Raw genomic sequence first — 21253 nt, forward strand, 5'->3', positions numbered from 1 at the left:
TACTACAACTCCTCTATGAATCCAACCACCCCAACAATGCTGGACACTGCATTCAAAAAAGATGTATTCGAAGGCCTCAGCAGCTTTCCGAAGTATCTGTATTCAAAATATATATATGATGCCCAAGGGGACAAGTTGTTTCAAGACATCATGGCCCTACCGGAATATTACCTCACCAATTGCGAATTCGAAATATTGGATACGCATAAAGGTGAAATAGCCTCCCTTTTTAGAGGTAGTGGCAATGGCTTTGATCTTATCGAATTGGGAGCCGGCGACGGACAAAAAACAAAGGTCCTACTCCGTTATTTTGCGGAGAACCAATTTAGTTTTGTGTACAAGCCTATTGATATAAGCCAAAATGCCATAGATGATCTTACGGCTTCCCTGGCCCAAGAACTTCCCTCGGTACAAGTAGATCCTGAAAAAGGGATGTATTTCGAGGTATTGAATCGCATTAAGCAATACAACGAACGGAAAAAGGTACTGATGGTATTGGGTTCTAACATCGGAAATTTACTGCATCCAAAGGCCATTGAATTTTTAAGCAAGTTGAAAGATGCCATGAATCCTGGTGATCTCTTGTTCATGGGGTTCGATCAGAAAAAGGACCCGCAGACCATTTTAGATGCCTATAACGATCCGACAGGGGTAACAGCCGACTTCAATAAAAACCTACTTCATCGAATCAATAAGGAACTGGACGGTAACTTCGATACGGATGCCTTCAAGCATTGGGAAGTATATGACCCCGAAACAGGAACGGCCAAAAGTTATTTGGTCGCAACCCAAGCCATGCAAGTTCGTATTGAGGCGTTGGACTTAACCATCGATTTTGATCCTTGGGAAACCATTCATACTGAAATTTCCCAGAAATATGACGACAAAGTAGTAGCATGGTTGGCCAATGAATCGGGATTGGAAATTGAAACCTTCTTTTCCGACGCCAAAGGATATTATAAAAACTATGTGTTTCGAAGAAAGGAGCACGAATAAACTGTGAAAAATGAAAGCAATTTGGAATGGTCAGGTCCTGGCCGAAAGTAACGATACTGTGGTAGTGGAAAACAATCATTATTTCCCTGCCAATAGCATAAACAAGGAATATTTCAAAAACAGTGACACGCATACGGTTTGCCCATGGAAGGGACAGGCATCCTACTATTCGCTGGAAGTGGAAGGACAAACCAACGCGGATGCTGCTTGGTACTATCCCGAAACTTCACATGCCGCCAAACCCATTGAAGGGTACGTAGCTTTTTGGCGCGGTGTGGAAGTTGTTGAATAAGCTACCTATTCTTTAGCACTTCAACCAATTTATTCAAATCGTCTTCCGTATTGTACATATGGAAACTTACCCGTATGCCTTCGCCCCGAAGGGAAGCAATGATGTTTTGACTTTTCAATTGTTCAAATAGGACCATATCTCCTTTTAAGTTGAAAATAGTAGAAAGGTGTTCCCTACTCGAGGCCATATCCGTAAGTAAACCCATCTCCATAAAACGTTCCTTGGCTTTGGCATTCAGCCCCATTAAATAATCTTCAACCGTATCCATTCCCAAGGAATCCAAAAACCGAATGGATTCTCCCATACTCCCGTAATTAAGGGTATCCTGATGTCCGGGTTCCCAATGCCCTACGAACTCGATGGCATTCCTTTTGCTGAAGTCGGCATCGGCCGAGTTATATCCTATGGTCTCAGGAAATAATCTGCCTTGCAACGCTTCCTTCATTAGAAAAAGGCCACAACCATAGCCTGAAAGCAACCATTTATAGGCGCTGGCCCCTATGATATCGAAAGCACTTTCTTCGAAATGGAACTGGGTTGTACCTAAAAATTGGGTACCATCTCCAATAATAAGTAGATCGGGGTATTTGCTTTTCAATTCCTTCAAAAAATTCAAGTCCACCTTAACCCCACTAATGTATTGTACAATGCTCAAGGCCAAAACATCGGGTCGGTGCTTGGCGACTGCCGCCGCAATATTATCTTCCAATTGAACATCGATATCGGCATAGCGCACATCGAAATCGCGATTTTCAATAGGCCAATTCACCGATGGATAATCGCCTTTCAGCAATAAGATCTTTTTACCCTTTGGCAATCCATCCAGCAAGACATTCATTCCAAAAGAAAAATTCGGAACTAAAGCCACCTGCGAAGGGAGAGTATGAAAAAACCGGGCAATCCCTTCCCGTATCTCTCGAATATGATGCTTATGTAGATCCCGAAACAAGCTCCCTCCTTCCATTAATTTCTGATCGTGCTGTGTTCTCCAATCGACAAGCGGTTTCGAAAAAAGCCCACAGGAGGCGGTATTTAAGTAGGTATGTTGTTGGGTTACGGGAAATAAGGTTGAAAGGTTATTCATAAAACAAGGATACAAATTGAAAAAATGGTATTTTTACGAAGGTTATAAAAGTAACCAACAATGTTTTCAAAAGCCAACAAATCATCTAGAATCGATCCAGAACAGCGAGAGCAATACGAGTATGCCCGCAAGCGCGTAAAGCAGAAAAAGCGTCTCATGCAGCATTTTGTGCTGTTTCTGGCAGGATCTGTATTACTCATCATCATTAATCCCATTCTAGGAATAGGAAAGGATTTCTTTATTAAGGATTGGTTTGTTTGGGCTATACTTATTTGGGTGCTCTTCTTTTTAATTCACCTACTCAATGTACTTCTATTAAGCAAGTTCATGGGCAAGGAATGGGAAGACCGACAAATAGAAAAGTTGAAAGCAAAGCAGGAAGCCCGAATTGCAGAACTTGAAAAAGAGGTGCGGAAAGACGTAATTACCCAAGAAGTACGTGCTGTAAAGGAAGCTTCTGCAGACGATCTAAAAAAAAAGGAAGAACACGACCTACCCCCTCCAGAAGATTTATGATTACGATGATTGCCGCCGCTGGCGAAAACAACGAACTGGGCAAGGACAACGATTTGGTTTGGCACCTGCCCGATGATTTTAAACGCTTTAAACAACTTACTACGGGACACCATATCATTATGGGACGGAAAACTTTCGAATCCTTCCCCAAACTACTCCCCAATAGAACCCATATTGTGATTACCCGAAATACAGCGTACCAAAAGGAAGGGATAATCGTGGTTCACACCTTGGAAGATGCCTTGAAAGTGGTAAAAGATGACGACCAACCCTTTATTATTGGCGGTGGTGAAATCTATGCCCTAGGCATGGAACACTCCCATAGAATTGAATTGACCCGAGTACACGGCACTTTTGAGGCAGATGCCTTTTTCCCCTTGATTCCAAAGGAGGACTGGCAACTGGTTGCTTCTGAGTTTCACGATACAGACGACCGTCATGCCTATGCATTCACTTACGAAACTTGGGAGAAAAAAACGCAAGACTAACGTAAGGCATGAACGCTTTTTTCGAACATATCGGTTCGATACTACAAACCCCTATTCTCAATACATCTCCACTGGTCGGAGGAGATATTAATGAAGTCCTTTTACTAAGCACTCCTAATGACAAGTTTGTTCTGAAAAGGAATGCCAATTCCAACCTCATTGGCCTGTTCGAGAAAGAAGCCAAAGGGCTAAAACTCTTGGCGCAGTCCAATTCCTTTCGCACCCCCAAAGTAATTCATGAAGGTGCTTTTCAAGGTATGGCATTCTTACTTTTGGAATATGTTCCTTCGGGTAGCGCTACCCCTTCGTTCTGGGAATCCTTTGCGCAGAACTTGGTAAGCCTTCATCGCAGTACAAATAGCAAATTCGGACTGGACCATAACAATTATATAGGCAGTTTGGCCCAGCACAACCATTGGTGCGAAACAAGTTCGGAATTCTATGTTACCCAGCGATTGGCACCTCAATTGAAAATGGCACAAGAAAAGGGATACGTCTTTCCGAGTTTGGATCGATTCTTTAAAAACATTGCTGATATCATTCCGAAGGAACCGGCCTCGTTAATTCATGGGGACCTGTGGAACGGCAATTTCCTCATTGACGTTACCAATAGACCGGTACTAATAGATCCTGCAGTAGCTTACGCACCCCGGGAAATGGATTTGGCCATGATGCAATTGTTTGGCGGTTTTCCTCGAAAGGTGTTCGAAATCTATGATGAAGCATTCCCACTTCCATTAGAATGGGAGTCCCGAATATCTTTATGGCAATTGTACTATATACTGGTCCACCTCAATCTTTTTGGCTCCGGTTATCTTTCCCAAACCCAAGAAATTATTTCGAGATATAGTTAGAAAATCGAAGTATTAAAGTCGTATTTTTGCAGCCATAATCAACCGTAATTTACAATTATGAAAGCATATGTTTTCCCAGGACAAGGGGCACAATTTACAGGTATGGGTAAGGATCTTTACGATGCCTCCGAAAAGGCTCGTGAGTTATTTAACCACGCTAACGAGGTACTTGGATTTGATATCACAAAAATCATGTTCGAAGGCACGCCAGACGAACTTAAGCAAACCAAGGTGACTCAACCCGCCATATTCCTTCACTCTGCCATTCTTGCCGAAGTTATGGGAGATAGCTTTCAACCCGACATGGTTGCGGGACATTCCCTTGGGGAATTGTCTGCTCTGGTAGCCAACAAAACCCTTGCCTTTAGTGATGGATTGCAATTGGTTTCCAAAAGGGCCCAAGCCATGCAAAAGGCTTGCGAATTGAAACCATCTACCATGGCCGCTGTCTTGGGATTGGATGACAATGTAGTAGAAGAGGTATGTCAAAATACAGATGGTATCGTAGTAGCTGCGAACTACAACTGTCCGGGACAATTGGTGATCTCGGGGGAAATCGAAGCTGTGAATGCGGCTTGCGAAACGCTAAAGGAAGCTGGAGCACGAAGAGCACTGCTTTTACCTGTGGGAGGAGCCTTTCACAGCCCCCTTATGGAACCTGCTCGAGAAGAGTTGGCTGCAGCCATAGAAAGCACCCAATTTTCGGATCCAGCATGCCCCATTTATCAAAATGTGAGCACGATTGCAGTAACCGACCCTTCAGAAATTAAGAAAAATTTAATATTTCAATTGACCGCTCCAGTGAAATGGACGCAGAGCGTAAGGAATATGATTGCCGACGGTGCCGACGAATTTATCGAAGTGGGTCCAGGTAAGGTTTTACAAGGGCTGGTAAAGAAATTGGATCGCGACATGAAAACGGAAAAGGCTTCCATTTCCTAAGAAAAATCGCATCTTTCCTGACGTTGTTTTACTCGAAAAGTGGTATTAGGACTGAGTAAACCTTTATCGGATTTGCCCAAATTTTAACATTTTGCCCATAAGTTAGATTCAAAATTTAACGCTATGGACAAACTATCAATTACATCCATTGAAAAAACAACAATCCCTTATGTAGAAGCAAATGACACCTCTACACTGGAACAGGTTTTTTCTCCTAAAAGATTCTTCTTATCAATTATCGCACAACTGTCTTTAAAGTTATATTATTTTCATGAGGCACGTCAGGAACATTACAAGAAAGTAAATGAACGCCTAAAGCGGAAGTTAAACCCGCAACCTCAGCATGAGGAAGTGGACTATACCAGTCTTGGTATCTCGAAAGAGATTCTCGAAGGGGTGATCTTAAAGATTCATTCTTTCGAGACCCAAAGAATGTTCCTAAGTCAGGATGTAAGTTTAAGTTCTTTGGCGAAAGAACTGGGTACCAATAGTAGCTATCTTTCCAAAATCATCAATCACATTAAAGGAAAATCGTTCAAGAACTATGTCAACGATCTTAGGATAGAACATGCGCACCAAGATCTGTTAGAAAATCCACAAAAGCGGAAATATACCATCGAAGCCATCGCTTATGACAACGGGTTTAAGAGTGCCGAAAGTTTTTCCAAAAAATTCCGGGAAAAATACGACATCTATCCCTCCGCTTTCTTGAAAGGTTTGGTGGCATAAAAATCGTTGTGTAACATTTTCTCCAGAAAGAATACATATCGGTAAGGCATTCAATATTTTGAACGCTTGCACGTTATAATTAGCGTGATCATAGGATAGGGTTTCGGCAAAATCGATTTGAAATTTGATTATAAAACCCTATCTTAGCAAAGCAATAAGGACATCCTTCCCTCCATATAAATGTCCTCATTATTGCAAGTAATTACATTTTTTTCCCTCCTCGAAATCCTAAAAAGGCGAAAGAAGAAATTAGGACTTTTTCGCTTATAAGGTAGATCGTTACGAATTTGAAGTAATTCGCTACGCTTATAAGTTTCCTATTTCCTTTTTCAAGAATATTGGGCAATTTGAACAAGAATCGGCTCAAAAACGTCCTTAGGATGGGCAATGTCGTAACATTACAAACAACAATAGAAAAGGAAAAATTATGTCTTTACAACTCAACTCCAGCTATCCCGGTGTAAATCACAGCTCCAATGGGCAGAACATTGGGATGGACTCAACAAAAAATGGGCCTCAAGTAGGTAACACATCGCTTTTATCTGCACAATTAAAAGCAACCAGTTATTTGTACGAATACCACAAGAAAAAACAAGCGCAGCTTAAAAAACGCTTGGATTGGCTATCCGAACAATTAGGTGAAGATTTTTTAATACCAGAAAAAAACAAAATGAGTGTTCCCAAAAAAACATCCGATAAAATCGTTAAAAAACTAATGGAGTTCGAAAAGAACAAGGAATTCCTATCCTCCGATATCTCCTTGCAGCAACTGGCGAAGAGTTTTGGCACCAACTATAATTACCTTTCTAAGGTGGTTAATTCGGAAAAAGGGAAGAATTTCTCAAATTACATCAACCAGCTTCGGGTAGATCACATCTACAATGAGTTGGCAGCTAATTCCCTCTATCGGAAGTATACGGTAAAGGCCATTGGGCAGGAAATTGGTTTTAAGAGCACAGAATGCTTCTCCAAAGCTTTCTATAAAAGCTATGGGTTATATCCATCGGAATACTTACGGGAACTTAGAAGCGCTTAATTCTTGTAAATAACGCCTTCTTTCATTACGAAAACTACGTTTTCCATGGTCGAAATGTTTTGGGTAGGATCTTCGTTCACTGCAACAATATCCGCCACATATCCCTCCTTTAAAACACCCAAAACACCTTCCATATCCAGAAGTTTTGCATTCGTAATAGTAGCAGACTGAAGGGTTTTCATAGCTGGCATTCCGGCTTCCGCCATATAGCGGAACTCCTTGCCATTCTCCCCATGTGGAAATACACCCGCATCGGTTCCGAACGCTATATTCACCCCTTCCTTATAAGCCATACTATACATGTCTTGAATTTTCGAACCAATTTCCAATGCTTTGGGAACGATGATCTCAGGATAGTATCCTGGTATCTTGGCCTTTTCGGCCACATATTTACCTGCCGATATGGTAGGCACCAAATAGGTATTATACTGTTTCATTAAGGCAGCGGTTTCCTTGTCCATTAAGGATCCATGTTCTATGGTGGCAACCCCTGCTTTAATGGCACGTTGCATACCTTCTACCCCGTGGGCATGAGCGGCTACTTTCATACCGTATTCCTTGGCAGTACTTACAATCTCATTTACTTCCTCTTGGGTAAATTGTGGATTCTGGCCACTCTTGGCAACACTCAAGACTCCTCCCGTAGCGGTAATTTTTATCCAATCGGCCCCATTCTTATAACGCTGTCGCACCGCCTTGCGGGCATCTGCCGGACTATTAACCACTCCTTGGGCGGGCCCAGGATCTCCCATAAGATCCTTTTTACGACCATTAGTGGGATCGGCATGCCCTCCTGTAGTCCCAATTGCCTTTTCGGCTGTAAAAATTCGTGGCCCAGGTATCTTTCCCTTAGCAATGGCATTGCGCAAAGCAACGTTCACTCCGGTTCCCCCTAAATCACGAACCGTCGTAAATCCAGCCATTAATGTTCTCTTAGCTATGTTGGCAGCATCGAAAGCCACATCGGCATCATTCTTCGTAAATGCATCCAAATACTTGGTCGGGCTGGTTTCGCCTTCTATGTGCACATGCATATCGATAAGACCCGGCATTACCGTTTTACCCTTTAAGTCAATTACCTTATCCTGAGCGTTCGAAGGGGAAACATATCCATTTTCAACCTTTAGAATTTTGTTTCCCGATACGACAATGGTCTTTTCGTTAAGCACTTTCCCACTTTCCGTATCTATCATCTTTCCACAGTGCAAATACGTATCCTGAGCCTGTAAACCAAAACAGGCGAACAAGCTTAGTAGCAATAATCCTAAAGATCTCATATGAATAATTTTAAGTTAGTCCAATCCCCTTACCTTCTTTTCCCACGACCAAGCAGAATCCAAGGCCTCTTCCATGGTTCTTTTCGTTTTCCACCCCAACACCTCATTGGCTTTTTGGGTATCAGCATACACGGCAATGACATCGCCGGGACGTCTGTCTACTATCTTGTAATTCAGCTTCTCTCCTGAGACATTTTCGAAGGCATTCACCACTTCTAACACCGAACTACCGCGACCTGTTCCTAGATTGAAAATCTCGAAATTTGCATCGTTCTTTTCACCAATAATTCGCTGCAAAGCCACAACATGGGCCTCGGCAAGATCCACCACGTGAATATAGTCACGAATACAACTTCCGTCGGGCGTGGGATAATCATCCCCAAAAACCGACAATTGTTCGCGTAAACCCGCTGCAGTTTGTGTAATAAAGGGAACTAGGTTTTGTGGAGTCCCTTTGGGTAATTCCCCTATGGCCGCAGAACTATGTGCTCCTATAGGGTTAAAATAACGTAAACTAATTGCCTTTAGGCGTTCATTGGCATGGCAAGTGTCACGCAGCACTTCCTCACTAATCTGTTTGGTGTTTCCATAAGGTGAAACAGCCTCCTTTACGGGTGCTGCTTCGGTTATGGGCAATGCATCAGGTTCTCCATAAACTGTACAAGAAGAACTAAAAATGAAGTTATGAATGTTGTGTTGCTCGCACTGTTGTAACAAATACACTAAGGTGTGTAGGTTATTCTCATAATAAAGCAAGGGGTTTTCAACGCTCTCCCCTACAGCTTTACTAGCAGCAAAGTGAATGATGCCATCCACCGAATAATTATCGAAAAAGTCTTCAACATCCTTTTTTACCCTAAGGTCTATATTTTCAAAGGCAGGACGTTTTCGCGTAATACTTTCAATTCCATCCAAAACGGAAACTTCAGAATTGGATAAATTATCGATCACAACGACCTCAAAACCTTCTTCCTGAAGGGCTACCACTGTGTGGGAACCTATATATCCCAAACCTCCGGTAACAAGAATTCTCTTCATAAAAATGCTATTGATTTTAGCGTATTAACCTAGGATACAAACTCGATAACCGCTTGGGTAATATACTCAATTTGCTCGTCATCCAACTCTGTATGCATAGGCAGTGAAATTACCTCTTTCACCAACTGATTGGTCACTGTAAAATCGGCTTCATTGTATCGCTCATTCTTATAGGCTTTCTGACTATGTAATGGGATCGGATAATATACACCACATGGAATTCCTTTGCCCTGTAAATGCTGTACCAAAGCATCACGGTCCGTATTCAATACGCGAAGTGTGTATTGGTGGAATACATGGCAATCGCACTGATCGCAGATGAACTCTTCGGAACCACAGCTTCCCTTTGGAGTAATGATGTCATCGACCCCTTTAAATGCCTCCGTATATTTTCTAGCTGCGTTACGACGCGCTGCGTTGTATTGATCTAAATTGGGCAATTTGGCTCTTAGAATAGTAGCCTGAATGGAATCCAGACGTGAATTCACACCCACCACATCATGATGATAACGCACATACATTCCATGGTTCACAATACCTCGAATGGTATGGGCTAGGTCATCGTCATTGGTGAAAATGGCACCTCCGTCTCCATAGCATCCCAAGTTTTTTGAAGGGAAAAAGGAAGTGGAAGCTACATGGCCTATCCCGCCTGCTTTTCGCTTGGATCCATCCTTAGATGTATAATCTGCCCCAATGGCCTGCGCATTGTCTTCTATGACATATAAATCGTGTTCCTTGGCCAACTCCATGATTTCGTCCATAGGTGCTACCAAACCAAAAAGGTGTACAGGAACAATGGCTTTTGTTTTTGGTGTTATGGCACGTCTAACGGCATCCACATCGATATTAAAAGTAACTGGGTCTACATCTACCAAAACTGGAGTCAATCCTAGTAAGGCGATCACTTCTACCGTAGCGGCAAAAGTAAAATCGGCCGTAATAACCTCATCTCCCGGTTTCAAACCCAATCCCATCATTGCCACTTGCAAGGCATCCGTTCCATTAGCACACGGAATCACGTGTTTTACCCCCAAGTACTCCTCCAGCTCTTTCTGAAATTGATGCACCTCGGGTCCGTTTACAAAGGCTGCGGATTCTATGACATCCAGTACCGACTGATTCACTCGTTCCTTTATGTGCTCGTACTGACCCTTAAGGTCGACCATATGTATTTTTCGCATGGAATTCTTCAAATAAGTTCTGGGTAAAATTACGAAAATTGTCCTCCACTATGGGCAATCAGCGTAGAAATTGTATTCCAAAAATCCATAAGGCTTACCAACGGTTATTTAACAAATAACAACTATTTTAGCTCTATGAGGAAACTCTACGATCTCCTTTCCAGAGCTACATATGCCCATTTACAGATTGCACAAGGCTTCAGTAAAAAGCTGAAACTATTTGTGCAGGGGAGAAAATCTTCTTTTCCAACCTTGACCTCTCAAATACAAGCCGGAGACAAGACAATATGGTTTCACTGCGCATCCTTGGGCGAATTCGAACAGGGAGTTCCTATCATGGAATCACTTCGAAAAGATTATCCCGAATGTAAAATCCTGGTTACTTTCTTTTCACCCTCCGGGTATGAAATAAAGAAGAACACTCCACTGGCAGATACAGTAGTGTACCTTCCATTCGACACCCAAAAGAATGCCCGTAAGTTCTTGGAAATTGTAAACCCCGTACTTGCCCTATTCATTAAATACGAAATATGGCCCAATTATCTCTTGGAGTTACAACTACGAAACATCCCGACCCTATTAGTGTCCGGATTGTTCTCCAAGAAGCAAGTCTTTTTTAAATCGCATGGCGGATTCATGCGCAGCGCCCTAAAGGCTTTTGACCATTTCTTCGTTCAGGATAGAAACTCGGTGGAACTGCTAAATGGATTGGGGATCGAAAATGTGAGCATAAGTGGCGACACACGGTTCGATCGGGTTTCCCACCAAATAGAACAGGATAATTCGTTGGACTTTATGGACGCCTTTAAGGGCAATTCCCTTTGTTTGGTCTGTGGAAGTACTTGGCCCGAAGACGAAGGCGCCCTACTTCCCTATATTAATGATAGCCAAGATGATATTAAGTTTGTTTTGGCACCCCACAAAATCGAACCGTCCAAAATTGAAGACTTCCGAAAGAAACTAGCTAAGCCTTCTGTATTATATTCGGAAAGGGAAGGAAAAAATCTAAATGAAGCTTCGGTGCTTATTGTGGATACTATTGGATTGCTTTCCAAAATTTATAGCTATGCGGATATAGCCTATGTAGGGGGTGCGATGGGATCTACCGGGCTGCATAATATCTTAGAACCCGCCACTTTTGGTGTCCCTATCATTATTGGTAATAATTTTGATGGATTCCCTGAAGCCAAGAGATTACAGCAGTTGGCTGGGCTCTTTTCCATTTCGAACGAAACAGAATGCAGTGATATTCTGAATAAGCTGGTTACAGACAAAAACTTCAGAAATAAAACTGGAATGATCTGTGGGCATTTTGTGAACAGCAATACAGGAGCCACCCGTATCATTACTCAACACATTACCCAACTATACGCTAACGGCCTCGTTTAAGTATCTTCTAAAGGGAAGTAATTCTTTATACACCTCCATCACTTTTTTGTCAAAATCCTTTGCCATAACGTCTTTTCTGGTGAAATAACATCCCGCTGCAAAGCACTTCATTTTCAACAAATCTATATGTGGATGTTCTTCGTCGAAGCCTTTTGGAGCCCTTGTCAGAGTATCGGCTGGAATCATGCCTCCAAACATTTTTTTGAAGCTGGGTTTTTGCAGAACCGCCTTCAACTCTTCCCCATTGTAATCGATGGCGTCTCGTATACTCTTCAGCAATTTAGAAGAAGGATACCAATAGCCTCCTCCCAAAAAGCTTTCTTTCACTCCTATTTCAATGTAGAAATCCCCTTGTTTACTCACCTGATCCAAACCTGCCCCAAAATGGTCCTTATAGATGGGCTTGTTGGGAAAAAACATGAGGTTATTGTTTATTCTATTAATGGCCTTCTTCCCTGGAGTATCAAAATAATCATCGTCAATAGCCGCCAAACGGGTATTTAGATCATCCAGCCAAGCAATAAAAAAATCGCGAACGACATGATACTCCTTACGGTTTGCGTCCATCCATTCTTTGGTATTGTTTTTCTGAAGACGATCCAGAAAATCGAACAATTGTGAAAATCCCATATTACGCCTGAAGATTGGTCACCTGCTTTTTCAGCTCTTCCATAGATTGCTGCAACTGTTGAAGCAACAGGCTGTCGGAAGGTTCCTCAATGCCAAAGGAAAGTTTACTGTTTACTTGCCAAAGTTCTTGAATATCCTTTACCTCAACATCGATGGGTAAATAGGCTGGATTCAACGAAATAAGTCGTACTTTTTCTGGGGTAGCAGGTACTTTTTGAAGTTTTTTTACCAGTACGGAATCGTGCAGTACGACAATATAGATACGACTATCATTCGCTTCTGAAACATTCGCTACCGCCTTGCCCAATACCCAATCGTTGGGACGAATGTTGGGTAACATACTATCTCCTTCTACCTGAAAGCCTCTATAAGTAGCATTGCGGTATTGTGGTAGCGGAATATCGAAAGTAGGCAGGGTTTGGAACCATTCCACATCTTGAATGTTATGCGGGTATCCGGCAGCGGCCTTTTGGTTGACCAAAACAATGGAATCATTCCCATCCTTATCCAAAGTCACCACTTTGGGACTTACATCACCCCCTTCAATATCGACCGTTTTTTGATAGCTTTTTCCGAATAACCACAACGGATTTACTTGGTACCGCTGTAAAAGCTCCATGACGATCTTTCCAGAGATTTTGGTTTTCCCTCGTTCAATATCGGCCGTAGTAGCGCCAATACCAAGGAGTTCGGCAAAAGATTGTTGGGTATGATGTTGCTCTTCCCTTATTTTTTTGAAGCGTTGGGCTTCTATAGATAGCTCTTTGTCCATACCCAAATATATCAATTAATTGGAATTATTCCAATTTACAACAGGAATTATTCCAATGAGCATCAAAAAGATAGGGCCATACTGTTAGTTGACTAGTATGGCCCTGGAATCAAGGTCAGTTAATTGCGGGGGATTACTTTTCTACAATTATAAATTCAGACCTACGGTTGAGTTGGTGTTCTGTTTCACTACAAGGCACCCCGTCCGAACAACGATTCAGGAGTTGGGATTCCCCATATCCCCGGCCTGTAATTCGGCTGCGGTCTATGCCTCCAATGTTGATGATATATTCTACAGTAGACTTCGCGCGTGCATCCGATAGTCTCATGTTGAACCCAGCACTGGAACGGCTGTCGGTATGCGAACGCACATCAATTTTTAAGGTAGGATTATCGCGCATCGCAGTGATTACTTTCTGAAGCTCTACAGCAGCATCGGGACGGATGAACGACTTACTCAAATCGAAATAGATAGGATTCAAGTTAAGCAACACCCCAAGGTCTTGCCCTACTTCCATAATGTCCACTTCTTCATCCGGGTCTAGGTACAATGTCTTCTTAGATACGCCATCATATTCTCCAGTTGTGGTGAATAGTTTCTCGCTATTTCCAAAACCTTCCTTACTGGCTCTTATAGCATATTTGGTGGTACATTCGATCACATCGAAATTGAATTTTCCTTCCCTGTCCGAAGTAGTTTCTTCCAACACATTGGCATCACCATCCAACAGGATCACTTTGGCCCCTGAGATGAGGTCCTGTGTATCGTTATCGCGAACTTCTCCCTGCAGGGATTGTCTACATTCTTTGATGAGCCCTGCAGTCTGTTCGAAGGAATAGATGTCGTCTCCACCTTTACCACCCTCACGATTGGAAGCAAAATATCCCAATCCCGTAGAACTATTAATCACAAAAGAGAAATCGTCTGCCTTGGTATTAATAGGCTCTCCAATATTGAATCCTTTTTCATAATTCCCTTGGTTATTGAGTTCGGCAACGAATATGTCCAAACCTCCCAATCCTACATGTCCATCGGAAGCGAAGTAAAGGTCTCCGTTGGTATCAACAAATGGGAACGTTTCACGTCCCTCGGTATTTACGGCATCTCCCAAACTCACAGGTTCACCAAAACTATCGCCTTGGATTTCCACTTTATACAAATCGGAAGCACCTTCACCCCCAGGCATATCGCTGGCAAAAATCAATTCACTCTCATCGGCACTCAGAGCAGGATGTGCTACGGAATATTCATCGCTATTGAAAGGCAACTCTTCTGCATCGCCCCAACCCTTATCCGTACGCTTTGCCCTGTACAATTTAAGGTTGGTGTGTCCGTTTCCATCCCTTCCGCGTTTCCCTTCGGTAAAGTTATTACGGGTAAAGTACATGGTCTGTCCATCTTTTGTGAAAACGGCAGAAGATTCGTGGTACCTCGTATTGATTCGGTCCCTGTATCGCTCTGGATTTCCCTCTTCACTAACGGTAATGGAATACAGTTCGGAAAAGGGCTCATCATCCCAATCGTGGAAACGCTGGGAAGCAGTTCTCGTTTTTCTATTGGAAGTGAATATAATTTCACCTCCATTCAGTGTCGGTGCAAAATCTGAATACTTAGAGTTAAAAGGCACCGTAGATACATTGAATCTTCCGGATTGAAGCTCAATCAGTTTCAGGTAGTTTCGTTCTTCAACAAAAAGATCGGCACGGTCGTCTGTGGCTGCCACTTCGTCCAGCTTATCCATAATACGATCTGCCGTAGCATACTTTCCAATGGTCTTCAAGGACTGGGCATATCGATAGATATATTCACTTTCTATGTCTTCGGAATAGGCAAATAACGCACCGTACCATTTAGAAGCATCTTCATACTCCCCGTTGAAATAATAAGAATCTCCCAATCGAGCCAATAGGTTCTTAGAACGATACCCATTATCTACCGCGCGAATATAGGCCTCGCGGGCATCCATAAAGGCATATTCTTCGTAAAAACGATCTCCTCTGGCTTCTTTATTGTTTTCGTTCGCTTCCTGTGCTCCTGAAGTGAATGACCCCAGCGCAAAGGCCAACAATAGTATATAATGTCTTTTTCTCATGTCCATCGTATTTTAGAAGAATCTTGGGTTTTTCAATCCTTTATCCCTTTTGAAAAGTTCGAATCGCAAGAACACCTCGTACGAACCATCGTTGTACTGTTGAAGGTCTGTGGTCTCGCGATCATAAGCAAACCCTATCATAATCTGATCACTTACCTGAAAACCAGCCAATCCACTTAATGCAGCACTCCAGCGGTATGCAGCTCCCAGCGTAAGCTTCTTATGGATTAGGAAGTTTGCGGATAGGTCTACCTGTAAAGGTGATCCCTGCACCAATTTGGTAAGTACTGCGGGTTTGAAAAGCAGATTTTCTGTGATATCAAAAGTGTACCCAGACATTAGGTAATAATTCACTCTTTCCTCGGCTGTCGCACTGGAATTGTTACTGTTCGCAGATTCATCGAAATGCTCTGTTTCCAAAATATTCGGAACACTGAAACCAAGGTAGAACCTGTCCGTATAATAGAAGGCTCCCGCTCCGATTTGTGGTGAAAACTTATTGTCGATGAATATTTCGGCCAGGGGATCATTTGGGTTGAAGGTCCCTGTATTGGCCTTATTCGAATCTATATTCAGCAAATGCGCCCCTCCCTTAATTCCTAAGGATAATCGAGCCTCTTCCGAAACCGGTAAGGTATAGGTAAAGATGGCATCGATATAGGATTCGTCCGCAATGAAAATTTCGTCCCTGGTCACATTTAAACCAAGCCCTACTCGTTTTCCAACTGGAGAGTGGAGTGAAAAGTTCATGGTGGTAGGAGCTCCATCAAGTCCCACCCATTGGCTGCGATACAGCCCAACGAAGCTAAGAACGTCCCTAGAACCTGCATAGGCGGGGTTTACGCTCAAGGGATTGTACATGTACTGGGTGTACTGGGCATCCTGCTGTGCATGCATTTCCATAGAAACCCCTATGGTTGCAATGAGCGCTACGGTTACTAAAAATCTTTTCATAGGTTTCAGTATTTCACCCACCGGAAATCCGGTGGGCATTTTTATATGATTTTATCTTCTGTTAATGTATAATGGTCCTGCCAATTGCTTGCTTTCTCCTTGACGGTTCACATAGTTCAGTACATAGTAGTACGTTCCTACTGGCAATCGGTCTCCTCGATCTATGGTTACACGTCCATTAGATAATCCTCTAAAGAAGTTATCTCCCTGTCCGTATCCTTCGGTCTCGTACACCTTCACACCCCAACGGTTGAATATCTCCAACGTATTGTTCGGATAGTTCTCGATATTTCTAATTACGAATACATCGTTCAATCCATCTCCGTTTGGTGTCATGATATCGAATACTTCGAGATTGTCCTCTGCATCTGGATCTCCATTATTCACTTCAACATGATCTGGAATACCATTGTCATTGTTGTCCTGAGTATCTGTTGGATCTCCTTCATCATCGATCACAACTTCGTCACCGTTCGGTATTCCGTCTCCATCGCAATCCAACTCTAACCACTCATCGCTTACAATGGTGATATCCTGATCTTGCCAGTTGAAGTCACATGGATCTGCCGGATCAGTTGGATCATTATTACCATCGGTTGGATCCACCTCAGTACCGTTTGGCACACCATCGCCATCACAATCGATATCGTTCCAAGCTTCACTTGGTGGTATGGTCTGACTCTCAAGGATGAAGTCACAGATATCCAGCGGATCGGTTCCATCTTCCACTTCCTGTCCATCAGGTACTCCGTCACCATCGGTATCAGGATCTTGCGGATCGGTTCCTATCTCGATCTCATCACCATTTGGCAATCCATCACCATCACAGTCAAGGGCTTCCCACTCTTCAGAAGGTGGTAATGTCTGACTTGTCAATACAAAGTCACATGGATCTAATGGATCGGTTCCATCTTGATCTATCTCAGTTCCATTAGGCACCCCGTCTCCGTCACAATCCAAGGCTTCCCATTCTGGGGTTTGTGGAACAGTAGTATTCTCGAACATAAAGTCACAAGGATCTACAGGGTCTGTACCGTCAATGATTTCATCTCCATTGGTTACACCATCACCATCACAGTCACCATCAATCCATTCTGGACTAGGTGGAACAGTCTGACTCGTATGAACTAGGTCACACTCATCCAATGGATCAGTTCCATCTAGTATCTCATCTCCATTCGTTACACCGTCTCCGTCACAATCCAGATCGTTCCATTCTTGACTTGGTGGTAAAGTTTGGCTTGCCAATACGAAGTCACATGGATCAGTCGGATCCGTACCATCGACGATCTCATCACCGTTAGTCACACCATCGCCGTCACAATCGGCATCGTTCCATTCCTGGGTCGGCGGGGTATCCTGATTGGCAACTACTAGATCACAAGGATCAAGCGGATTGGTACCATCTATTACTTCCTGTCCATTACTCACTCCATCGCCATCACAGTCTAATGCCTCCCACTCTGGAGTTTGTGGAACTGTAGCGTTCTCTAACATAAACTCACATGGATCGGTCGGATCTGTACCATCGATGATCTCATCTCCGTTGGTCACCCCATCTCCATCACAATCTTCGTCTTCCCATTCTTGAGAGGGTTCTGTATCCTGATTATCGGCAACCAAGTCACAGTCATCTAATGGATCGGTACCATCTAGTACCTCTTGTCCATTACTCACCCCATCACCATCACAATCTAAGTCGTTCCACTCCTGAGTTGGGGTCGTATCCTGATTTGCTAGGATGAAATCACAAGGGTCAATAGGATCGGTCCCGTCAAGAACTTCCTGACCATTGCTTACCCCATCTCCATCACAATCCAAGTCATTCCATTCTTGGGTTGGCGTTGTATCCTGATTCGCTATTACTAGATCACAAGGATCAAGCGGGTTGGTGCCGTCCAATATCTCCTGTCCGTTGGTCACTCCGTCACCGTCACAGTCAAGCGCATCCCATTCAGCTGTAGTTATTGTGATATCCTGACTGTTCGGATCGTAGTCACAAGGATCTGTTGGATCGGTATTGTCCAATACCTCCTGTCCGTTAGTCACACCATCGCCGTCACAATCTCCATCGTTCCACTCTTGGCTTGGCGTCGTATCCTGGTTGGCAACCACCAAATCACAATTGTCAAGTGGATCAGTTCCATCCAATATTTCTTGTCCATTGCTCACTCCATCTCCGTCACAATCCAAGTCATTCCACTCTTGAGTTGGGGTCGTATCCTGATTTGCTAGGATGAAATCACAAGGGTCAATAGGATCGGTCCCGTCAAGAACTTCCTGACCATTGGTTACTCCATCACCGTCACAATCCAAGTCATTCCATTCTTGGGTTGGTGTTGTATCCTGATTGGCCACCACTAGATCACAGGGATCAAGTGGGTTGGTGCCATCCAATATCTCCTGTCCGTTGGTCACTCCGTCACCGTCACAATCCAAGGCATCCCACTCGGCAGTGGTTATCGTGATATCCTGACTGTTCGGATCGTAGTCACAAGGATCTGTTGGATCGGTATTATCCAATACCTCCTGGCCGTTGGTCACACCATCGCCGTCACAATCTCCATCGTTCCACTCTTGGCTTGGCGTCGTATCCTGGTTGGCAACCACCAAATCACAATTGTCAAGTGGATCAGTTCCATCCAATATTTCCTGTCCATTGCTCACACCATCACCATCACAGTCAAGGGCTTCCCAAGCTGGGGTCGGTGTTGTATCCTGACTCGCCAATACGAAATCACAAGGATCCGTTGGGTCAGTTCCATCGGTAACCTCCGTGCCGTTGGTCACACCGTCACCGTCACAATCAAGGGCATCCCAAGTCGCGGTAGGTGTAGTATCCTGGTTGGCCACCACAAGGTCGCAAGGATCGAGCGGGTTGGTGCCGTCCAATATCTCCTGGCCGTTGGTCACTCCATCACCGTCACAGTCAAGGGCATCCCAAGCTGCAGTCGTAGTTGAAGTATCCTGACTCAATGGGTCGTAGTCACAAGGATCGGTAGGATCGGTATTATCCAATATCTCCTGGCCGTTGGTCACCCCGTCACCATCGCAGTCTGCATCGTTCCACTCTTGGCTTGGTGTTGTATCCTGGTTGGCAACTACCAAATCACAATTGTCAAGTGGATCAGTTCCATCTAATATTTCTTGACCGTTGGTCACTCCATCGCCGTCACAATCTAGGTCGTTCCACTCCTGAGTCGGAGTCGTATCTTGGCTTGCAAGTACGAAGTCACAAGGATCCGTTGGGTCCGTACCATCGGTCACCTCAGTGCCGTTGGTCACACCGTCACCATCACAATCAAGGGCATCCCAAGTCGCGGTAGGCGTAGTATCCTGGTTGGCCACCACAAGATCGCAAGGATCGAGCGGGTTGGTGCCATCCAATATCTCTTGTCCATTGGTTACTCCATCACCATCACAGTCCAAGGCTTCCCATGCCGCACTGGCAGGTACGCTCTGAGAGCTCAATTGGAAATCACATGGGTCGGTTGGATCCGTTCCATCGGTTACCTCATCACCGTTCGTTACTCCATCACCGTCACAGTCTGCATCGTTCCATGCGGTACTTGGTGGCACCGTCTGGCTGGCAACCACAAGGTCACATGGATCGAGCGGGTCTGTTCCATCCAATATTTCCTGGCCGTTGGTCACACCATCACCATCACAGTCAAGGGCTTCCCAAGCTGGGGTCGGTGTTGTATCCTGACTCGCCAATACGAAATCACAAGGATCTGTTGGGTCCGTACCATCGGTAACCTCCGTGCCGTTGGTCACACCGTCACCATCACAATCAAGGGCATCCCAAGTCGCGGTAGGCGTCGTATCCTGGTTGGCAACCACAAGGTCGCAAGGATCGAGCGGGTTGGTGCCATCCAATATCTCCTGGCCGTTGGTCACTCCGTCACCGTCACAGTCAAGGGCATCCCAAGCTGCAGTCGTAGTTGAAGTATCCTGGCTCAATGGGTCGTAGTCACAAGGATCGGTTGGATCGGTATTGTCCAATATCTCCTGGCCGTTGGTCACACCGTCACCATCACAATCCAAGGCATCCCAGGTCGCTGTAGGTGTAGTGTCCTGATTAGCCACTATTAGATCACATGGATCGAGCGGGTTGGTACCATCTAATACTTCCTGTCCATTGGTCACACCATCACCATCACAGTCAAGGGCTTCCCAAGTTGGGCTCGGTGTTGTATCCTGACTCGCCAATACGAAATCACAAGGATCCGTTGGGTCCGTACCATCGGTAACCTCCGTGCCGTTGGTCACTCCGTCACCGTCACAATCAAGGGCATCCCAAGTCGCGGTAGGCGTCGTATCCTGGTTGGCAACCACAAGGTCGCAAGGATCGAGCGGGTTGGTGCCATCCAATATCTCTTGTCCGTTGGTTACTCCATCTCCATCACAATCCAAGGCTTCCCATGCCGCACTGGCAGGTACGCTCTGAGAGCTAAATTGGAAATCACAAGGATCTGTGGGGTCCGTACCATCAATAATTTCATCTCCGTTCGTTACTCCATCACCGTCACAGTCTGCATCGTTCCAAGCGGTACTTGGTGGCACCGTCTGGCTGGCAACCACAAGGTCACAGCTATCCAATGGGTCCGTGCCATCGGCAATCTCGTCACCGTTGGTCACTCCGTCACCATCACAGTCAAGGGCTTCCCAAGCTGGGGTCGGTGTTGTATCCTGACTCGCCAATACGAAATCACAAGGATCCGTTGGGTCCGTACCATCGGTAACCTCCGTGCCGTTGGTCACACCGTCACCATCACAATCAAGGGCATCCCAAGTCGCGGTAGGCGTCGTATCCTGGTTGGCCACCACTAGATCACAGGGATCAAGCGGGTTGGTGCCGTCCAATATTTCCTGTCCATTCGTTACACCGTCACCGTCACAGTCCAATGCCTCCCAAGCAGGGGTCGTTGGAACCGTCTGGCTCGACTGCATGAAGTCACAGGGATCGGTCGGGTCGGT

At 44.5% G+C, this 21253-nt stretch carries 18 protein-coding genes; 9 read left to right on the top strand and 9 right to left on the bottom strand.

Annotated features, from left to right (window positions below):
• The first annotated feature begins 15 nt into the window (after nt 1-15).
• Together POV27_RS04720 and POV27_RS04725 are read left to right on the top strand one after the other, a co-directional pair.
• The gene (locus POV27_RS04720; RefSeq protein ID WP_272861571.1) at nt 16-996 is read left to right on the top strand and encodes an L-histidine N(alpha)-methyltransferase; all 981 of its coding nucleotides are present in this window, start codon (nt 16-18) and stop codon (nt 994-996) included.
• A 10-nt stretch (nt 997-1006) separates the two neighbouring features.
• Nucleotides 1007-1288: a DUF427 domain-containing protein gene (locus tag POV27_RS04725; protein WP_272861572.1), complete on the top strand. Its 282-nt coding sequence runs from the start codon at nt 1007-1009 to the stop codon at nt 1286-1288.
• A gap of 1 nt (nt 1289) precedes the next feature.
• On the opposite strand, the gene POV27_RS04730 is transcribed toward POV27_RS04725, so the two are convergent.
• Complete coding sequence (locus POV27_RS04730) at nt 1290-2372, bottom strand: aminotransferase class V-fold PLP-dependent enzyme (RefSeq protein ID WP_272861573.1); 1083 nt, start codon at nt 2370-2372, stop codon at nt 1290-1292.
• A gap of 60 nt (nt 2373-2432) precedes the next feature.
• Here POV27_RS04730 and POV27_RS04735 point away from each other — a divergent pair, with 60 nt between their 5' ends.
• From POV27_RS04735 to POV27_RS04760, 6 genes are all read left to right on the top strand, one after another.
• Nucleotides 2433-2888, top strand: a complete 456-nt coding sequence (locus POV27_RS04735) for a 2TM domain-containing protein (RefSeq protein ID WP_272861574.1) — start codon at nt 2433-2435, stop codon at nt 2886-2888.
• On the top strand, nt 2885-3376 hold the full coding sequence (locus POV27_RS04740) for a dihydrofolate reductase (protein WP_272861575.1): 492 nt from the start codon (nt 2885-2887) through the stop codon (nt 3374-3376). Before POV27_RS04735 ends, POV27_RS04740 begins: the two co-directional genes overlap by 4 nt.
• A gap of 8 nt (nt 3377-3384) precedes the next feature.
• Entirely contained in the window at nt 3385-4230 is an 846-nt protein-coding gene (locus tag POV27_RS04745) for a fructosamine kinase family protein (protein WP_272861576.1), read from the top strand.
• A gap of 57 nt (nt 4231-4287) precedes the next feature.
• Nucleotides 4288-5172, top strand: a complete 885-nt coding sequence (fabD, locus tag POV27_RS04750; RefSeq protein ID WP_272861577.1) for an ACP S-malonyltransferase — start codon at nt 4288-4290, stop codon at nt 5170-5172.
• Nucleotides 5173-5295: 123 nt separating this feature from the next.
• Nucleotides 5296-5901 (top strand): helix-turn-helix domain-containing protein, encoded by a 606-nt coding sequence (locus POV27_RS04755; protein ID WP_272861578.1) that lies wholly within the window; start codon nt 5296-5298, stop codon nt 5899-5901.
• A gap of 427 nt (nt 5902-6328) precedes the next feature.
• On the top strand, nt 6329-6937 hold the full coding sequence (locus POV27_RS04760; RefSeq protein ID WP_272861579.1) for a helix-turn-helix domain-containing protein: 609 nt from the start codon (nt 6329-6331) through the stop codon (nt 6935-6937).
• On the opposite strand, the gene POV27_RS04765 is transcribed toward POV27_RS04760, so the two are convergent.
• Genes POV27_RS04765 through POV27_RS04775 form a run of 3 tightly spaced genes read right to left on the bottom strand, consistent with a single transcriptional unit; the run spans nt 6934 to nt 10436 of the window.
• Nucleotides 6934-8214 (bottom strand): metal-dependent hydrolase family protein, encoded by a 1281-nt coding sequence (locus POV27_RS04765; RefSeq protein ID WP_272861580.1) that lies wholly within the window; start codon nt 8212-8214, stop codon nt 6934-6936. The two genes, POV27_RS04760 and POV27_RS04765, sit on opposite strands and share 4 nt — an antisense overlap.
• Nucleotides 8215-8229: 15 nt before the next feature.
• Nucleotides 8230-9252, bottom strand: a complete 1023-nt coding sequence (galE, locus tag POV27_RS04770; RefSeq protein ID WP_272861581.1) for a UDP-glucose 4-epimerase GalE — start codon at nt 9250-9252, stop codon at nt 8230-8232.
• Nucleotides 9253-9281: 29 nt separating this feature from the next.
• The gene (locus POV27_RS04775; RefSeq protein ID WP_272861582.1) at nt 9282-10436 is read right to left on the bottom strand and encodes a DegT/DnrJ/EryC1/StrS family aminotransferase; all 1155 of its coding nucleotides are present in this window, start codon (nt 10434-10436) and stop codon (nt 9282-9284) included.
• 135 nt (nt 10437-10571) lie between these two features.
• Here POV27_RS04775 and POV27_RS04780 point away from each other — a divergent pair, with 135 nt between their 5' ends.
• Nucleotides 10572-11825 carry a 3-deoxy-D-manno-octulosonic acid transferase gene (locus tag POV27_RS04780; protein WP_272861583.1) on the top strand — a complete coding sequence of 418 codons (1254 nt, stop codon included), beginning with the start codon at nt 10572-10574 and terminating at the stop codon, nt 11823-11825.
• Here POV27_RS04780 and POV27_RS04785 read toward each other — a convergent pair.
• The 5 genes from POV27_RS04785 to POV27_RS04805 form a co-directional block, all read right to left on the bottom strand.
• Nucleotides 11802-12455: a DUF2461 domain-containing protein gene (locus tag POV27_RS04785; protein ID WP_272861584.1), complete on the bottom strand. Its 654-nt coding sequence runs from the start codon at nt 12453-12455 to the stop codon at nt 11802-11804. The genes POV27_RS04780 and POV27_RS04785 overlap by 24 nt on opposite strands.
• Before the next feature lies 1 nt (nt 12456).
• Entirely contained in the window at nt 12457-13227 is a 771-nt protein-coding gene (locus tag POV27_RS04790) for a LexA family transcriptional regulator (protein WP_272861585.1), read from the bottom strand.
• Nucleotides 13228-13360: 133 nt separating this feature from the next.
• Entirely contained in the window at nt 13361-15319 is a 1959-nt protein-coding gene (locus POV27_RS04795) for an OmpA family protein (protein ID WP_272861586.1), read from the bottom strand.
• A 12-nt stretch (nt 15320-15331) separates the two neighbouring features.
• Entirely contained in the window at nt 15332-16273 is a 942-nt protein-coding gene (locus tag POV27_RS04800; protein ID WP_272861587.1) for a PorP/SprF family type IX secretion system membrane protein, read from the bottom strand.
• 51 nt (nt 16274-16324) lie between these two features.
• The coding region (locus POV27_RS04805; RefSeq protein WP_272861588.1) for a T9SS type B sorting domain-containing protein at nt 16325-21253 on the bottom strand (4929 nt) is incomplete at its 5' end.

Source organism: Aureisphaera galaxeae (genome assembly GCF_028561275.1).
Lineage (GTDB): Bacteria > Bacteroidota > Bacteroidia > Flavobacteriales > Flavobacteriaceae > Aureisphaera > Aureisphaera galaxeae.

What these genes read in the sequence shown, in the direction of transcription:
- POV27_RS04720 (WP_272861571.1), top strand. Translation starts at nt 16, where the DNA reads ATGAATCCAACCACCCCAACAATGCTGGACACTGCATTCAAAAAAGAT.
- POV27_RS04795 (WP_272861586.1), bottom strand. Translation starts at nt 15,319, where the DNA reads ATGAGAAAAAGACATTATATACTATTGTTGGCCTTTGCGCTGGGGTCA.
- POV27_RS04740 (WP_272861575.1), top strand. Translation starts at nt 2,885, where the DNA reads ATGATTACGATGATTGCCGCCGCTGGCGAAAACAACGAACTGGGCAAG.
- POV27_RS04785 (WP_272861584.1), bottom strand. Translation starts at nt 12,455, where the DNA reads ATGGGATTTTCACAATTGTTCGATTTTCTGGATCGTCTTCAGAAAAAC.
- POV27_RS04760 (WP_272861579.1), top strand. Translation starts at nt 6,329, where the DNA reads ATGTCTTTACAACTCAACTCCAGCTATCCCGGTGTAAATCACAGCTCC.
- POV27_RS04765 (WP_272861580.1), bottom strand. Translation starts at nt 8,214, where the DNA reads ATGAGATCTTTAGGATTATTGCTACTAAGCTTGTTCGCCTGTTTTGGT.
- fabD (WP_272861577.1), top strand. Translation starts at nt 4,288, where the DNA reads ATGAAAGCATATGTTTTCCCAGGACAAGGGGCACAATTTACAGGTATG.
- POV27_RS04745 (WP_272861576.1), top strand. Translation starts at nt 3,385, where the DNA reads ATGAACGCTTTTTTCGAACATATCGGTTCGATACTACAAACCCCTATT.
- POV27_RS04755 (WP_272861578.1), top strand. Translation starts at nt 5,296, where the DNA reads ATGGACAAACTATCAATTACATCCATTGAAAAAACAACAATCCCTTAT.
- POV27_RS04800 (WP_272861587.1), bottom strand. Translation starts at nt 16,273, where the DNA reads ATGAAAAGATTTTTAGTAACCGTAGCGCTCATTGCAACCATAGGGGTT.
- POV27_RS04725 (WP_272861572.1), top strand. Translation starts at nt 1,007, where the DNA reads ATGAAAGCAATTTGGAATGGTCAGGTCCTGGCCGAAAGTAACGATACT.
- POV27_RS04775 (WP_272861582.1), bottom strand. Translation starts at nt 10,436, where the DNA reads ATGCGAAAAATACATATGGTCGACCTTAAGGGTCAGTACGAGCACATA.
- galE (WP_272861581.1), bottom strand. Translation starts at nt 9,252, where the DNA reads ATGAAGAGAATTCTTGTTACCGGAGGTTTGGGATATATAGGTTCCCAC.
- POV27_RS04735 (WP_272861574.1), top strand. Translation starts at nt 2,433, where the DNA reads ATGTTTTCAAAAGCCAACAAATCATCTAGAATCGATCCAGAACAGCGA.
- POV27_RS04730 (WP_272861573.1), bottom strand. Translation starts at nt 2,372, where the DNA reads ATGAATAACCTTTCAACCTTATTTCCCGTAACCCAACAACATACCTAC.
- POV27_RS04780 (WP_272861583.1), top strand. Translation starts at nt 10,572, where the DNA reads ATGAGGAAACTCTACGATCTCCTTTCCAGAGCTACATATGCCCATTTA.
- POV27_RS04790 (WP_272861585.1), bottom strand. Translation starts at nt 13,227, where the DNA reads ATGGACAAAGAGCTATCTATAGAAGCCCAACGCTTCAAAAAAATAAGG.